This window comes from Thiohalocapsa sp. (genome assembly GCF_019695415.1).
Lineage (GTDB): Bacteria > Pseudomonadota > Gammaproteobacteria > Chromatiales > Chromatiaceae > Thiohalocapsa.
Window position 1 is genome coordinate 1 of record NZ_JAIFKJ010000371.1, and the last position, 4,162, is coordinate 4,162.

Sequence of the window (4,162 nt, forward strand, 5' to 3'; positions counted from 1 at the left end):
ACCTGTGACCCCTGCCTTCGGAGGGCAGTACTCTATCCAGCTGAGCTACAGGCGCTTAGGTAGGCGGCACCGGCAGGTTGGGCCGCTACCGAACTCGCAAGCATAGTCTCCTCGCGGCCGCTTGTCCATGGTCGGCGGCGGCCGTCCGCGCAATCGTCGTGTCTCTCCCATGGCGTTGCGGTGTCGGCTCGTGGCTTCGCCGCGATCGGCCTTTCACCGGTCCGCAAACAGGCCCCTGAGGGCGGCGAGCTGGGCGCTGCCGTGGGCGCGGGCTTCGGCGTCGGTGCGCTTGGTGCTGTCGGGCTGGTGCAGCTCGGCGTTGGGCAGCTCTGACAGGAACCGACTCGGCTCGCAGGTGACAGTCTCGCCGAAGCGTCGGCGCCGCCGAGCACGGGTGAAGGTGAGACTCTGCTGGGCGCGGGTGATGCCGACGTAGCAGAGCCGGCGCTCTTCTTCGATGCCGCCGCCGTCGACCTCTGCATCGGCCGCATCGAGGCTGCCGCGGTGGGGCAGCAGCTCTTCTTCCATGCCCACCAGGTAGACGTGCGGAAACTCCAGGCCCTTGGCGGCGTGCAGGGTCATCAGATGCACGCGGTCGCCGCCCTCTGCTTCGTCCTGGCGCTCCAGCACATCGAGCAGTGTGAGCTTGGCGACGAGGTCTGGCAGCGTGGCGCCGGCAGCCCCGTCGGCGGCGGCCTCCCGTTGCAGGCGCTCCAGCCAGTCGAGCAGGTCCGCAACATTGTCCAGGCGGCGCTCGGCAGCAGCGCGGCTCGGGGCGTTGTCTCGGCACCAGCCGGCGTAGTCGATGCGCTCCAGCAGGGCACGCACAGCGGCGATGGGGTTGGCGGCACGCTCGGTCACTGTGCGGTGCTCGGCCAGGATGCCCGCCAGCTCCATGAGCCGTCCGGCCTGGCGTGCCGGCATCTGCGCGGCCAGCCGCGGGTCGGCGCAGGCGGCGGCCAGCGGCTCCTCGCCCTCAGCGGCGAAGGCTGCGAGGTGCTTCAAGGTTGTGGGGCCGATCTCGCGCCTCGGTACGTTCACCACGCGCAGGAAGGCGGCGTCGTCCGCCGGGTTGGCGAGCAGCCTCAGATAGGCCATGACGTCCTTGACCTCGGCACGGGCGAAGAAGGAGGCCCCGCCACTCAGGAAATAGGGGACGCCAAGGCTGCGCAGCGCCTGCTCGAAGGGCCGCGCCTGATGGTTGCTGCGGTAAAGGATCGCGTAGCTGCCGTAGGGGCGGCCTTTGGTGAGATGCATGTGCTGGATCTCGGCGGCGGCGCGCTCGGCCTCATGGGCCTCGTCGCGGCACACCAGCACGCGGGCGGGCTCGCCAGGGCCGAGATCGCACCACAGGCGCTTGTCGAACAGATGCGGGTTGTGGCCGATGAGGTCATTGGCGAGCTTCAGGATGCGCCCGCTGGAGCGGTAGTTCTGCTCCAGCATCACCACCCGGAGGGTCGGGTAGTGGTCGCGCAGCCGGGCGAGGTTGTCGGGCCGCGCCCCGCGCCAAGCGTAGATCGATTGGTCGTCGTCTCCGACCACGGTGAAGGCGCCGCGCGGGCCCACCAGCAGTCGCACCAGCTCGTACTGGGCGCCGTTGGTGTCCTGGTACTCGTCCACCAGCAGGTGGCGGATGCGGTTCTGCCAGCGCTCGCGGATGTCGCGGTCCTCGCGCAGCAGGCGCACCGGGCGCGCGATGAGGTCGTCGAAGTCGCAGGCGTTGTAGGCGGCAAGGCTTTGCTCGTAGCGGCCGTAGAGGTCCGCGAGCATGGCGTCGAAGTCGTCCTCGGCGGTGCTTGCGGCGCGGGCCGGGTCGATGAGCGCGTTCTTCCAGCGCGAGATGCGCGCCAGCGCCGCGGCGGGGGTCACGGCATCGGCGAGGTCGTGCTCGCGCAGGTGCTCCTTCAGCACCGTGGCGGCGTCCTCCGGGTCGAACAGCGAGAAGCCGGGCCGCAGGCCGGCGGCCTCCACCTCGCGCCGCAGCAGGTTGAGCCCGAAGGTATGGAAGGTGGACACCCTGAGGCCGCGCGCACGCTCGCCCTTGAGCAGGCTGCCCACGCGGTTCTTCATCTCCCGGGCAGCCTTGTTAGTGAAGGTGAGGGCGACGATGGCGTGGGCCGGCACGCCATGGGCACGGACAAGGTGCGCGATCTTGCGTGTGATGACCCGCGTTTTGCCCGAGCCGGCCCCGGCGATCACCAGCAGCGGGCCGCCCACATGCTCCACCGCCTCGGCCTGTCTGGGGTTCAAGGATCTGAGGTTCGACGGTGGCATACGCGGCTCAGCTCACCCGTTTGCCGACGCGAGCCTCCAGCAGTGCCGACAGCACCAGGCTCGCGATCACGAAGGCGAGAAACAGATAGAAGCCGACCTGCAGCGTGGTGCCGTTGGTTGTGATGACGTCCACGCCGCGGCCGCTGCCGGCCATTGCGGCGAGCTGGCTTTCCACGAGGCCGCTGAAGCCCACGTAGGCCATCAGCATGGCCACCACGAGCACGTCCGCCATGGACCATTTGCCGGAGCGCAGCGCAAAGAAATAGACCATGGGGCTGGCACGCAGACTCCGCCAGTCGACGTAGTAGACGAAGCCCGCGAGGACCTTCAACGCCGGGAAGACGAGGCTGAACAGGGTGATGAGCACGGCGACCAAGATCATATCCCAGGCGCGGGTATCCACCAGCACGCGGACCACGTCGAGGATGCTCTTACTCTGGAAGTACAGCACCTGGTCGGTAAACACGATGGGCTCGCCAAGGAGCACGAAGCGCAGCTCCGAGATCCGCGCCTCCACGTCGATCATCGGCGTGATCACGCCCCCGGCCAGCAGCACCAGGGCGCCGGCCGTGAGCATGGCCATGACCTCCGGGCGCAGGTGCGGGCGCTCGCGCCAGGCGACGAAGAACATGGCGCTCACGGCGAGAAGTGCACCGCCGGCGAAGACGCGTGCTCGTTGTGCTAACGCATCGGCCGTGTAGCGGAGCCTCGGCTCACAGGCCGCGGCGTCCACGCAGTCGTGGCGGGCGAGCACGGCAGCGAAGGCGCTCAAGTCCGTCGCCGAGAAGGTGGCAGCCGCGGCGGTATCGAGCGCGCGCAAGAGCTGTGCCTTGAGCTCGGCGCGGGTCTCCGGGCGGTCCAGCTCGTCGAGGACGGCGTCCGCATAGGCCGGCACTCGGGCACGCAGCTCTGTGAAGTCCACTAGGAAGTCCTGCACCCCCTGGCGCAGCGCGCCCTGCATGCGCTCCAGCAGGTTGTCGCCGGAGGCATTCCGCCGGCGCAGATACCGTTCCACCTCCACCAGGATCCGGTCCAGCACGACCTCGATGTTGCGTTTGATGGCCGGGCGGCTCTCCGCCGTGATCTCGAAGGTGTCGATCTTGTGCGCGAGCACTGTGGAGAGCTGCTCCACCCAGACCTCGGCATTGAGCAGTCCATAGCGCACGTCGTGCAGCTCCGCGAGATCGGTCTCCAGCTGCTGGAGGCGGCGCAGGTCCACGATGGCTTGCGCCGCGAGGAGTGCGGCGGAGAGGAGCAGGCCGGCGAGCGAGAGCGCGGCGGCGAGCCTGGCGTGATGCGGGGACATGATGCCGCTCCCGGCGGACGATGCCTGTGCGCTGTGGGCGGAGCGCTGCGGGCGGATGGCTGGGAGCCGGTGGCTGGCCGCCGACTAGCCCTTCATGGAGTCGAAGAACTCGGCGTTGGTTTTGGTGTGCTTGAGCTTGTCGAGCAGGAATTCCACTGCTGCCAGCTCGTCCATCGGGTGCAGGATCTTGCGCAGGATCCAAACCTTCTGCAGGTCCGCGGGCTTCATCAGCAGCTCCTCGCGGCGGGTGCCGGAGCGGTTGATGTTGATCGCCGGGAAGATGCGCTTCTCGGCAATGCGCCGGTCCAGGTGGATTTCCATGTTGCCGGTGCCCTTGAACTCCTCGTAGATGACGTCGTCCATGCGCGAGCCCGTGTCGATGAGGGCGGTGGCGATGATGGTGAGCGAGCCGCCCTCCTCCACGTTGCGGGCGGCACCGAAGAAGCGCTTAGGGCGTTGCAGGGCATTGGCGTCCACACCGCCGGTGAGCACCTTGCCCGAGGACGGCACCACCGTGTTGTAGGCCCGCGCCAGGCGGGTGATGCTGTCGAGCAGGATGACGACGTCCTTGTTGTGCTCCAC

Annotated in this window: 2 protein-coding genes and 1 pseudogene; all 3 read right to left on the reverse strand. The window is 68.5% G+C overall.

Annotation, left to right across the window (positions count from 1 at the left end; genetic code table 11):
* Nucleotides 1-213 precede the first annotated feature (213 nt).
* Entirely contained in the window at nt 214-2,274 is a 2,061-nt protein-coding gene (locus I6U14_RS10635; RefSeq protein WP_296899172.1) for a UvrD-helicase domain-containing protein, read from the reverse strand.
* Between the two features lie 7 nt (nt 2,275-2,281).
* The gene (locus tag I6U14_RS10640) at nt 2,282-3,580 is read right to left on the reverse strand and encodes a paraquat-inducible protein A (RefSeq protein ID WP_296899173.1); all 1,299 of its coding nucleotides are present in this window, start codon (nt 3,578-3,580) and stop codon (nt 2,282-2,284) included.
* Between the two features lie 84 nt (nt 3,581-3,664).
* Nucleotides 3,665-4,162: pseudogene (gene rho / locus I6U14_RS10645) on the reverse strand (transcription termination factor Rho); the annotation flags it as partial.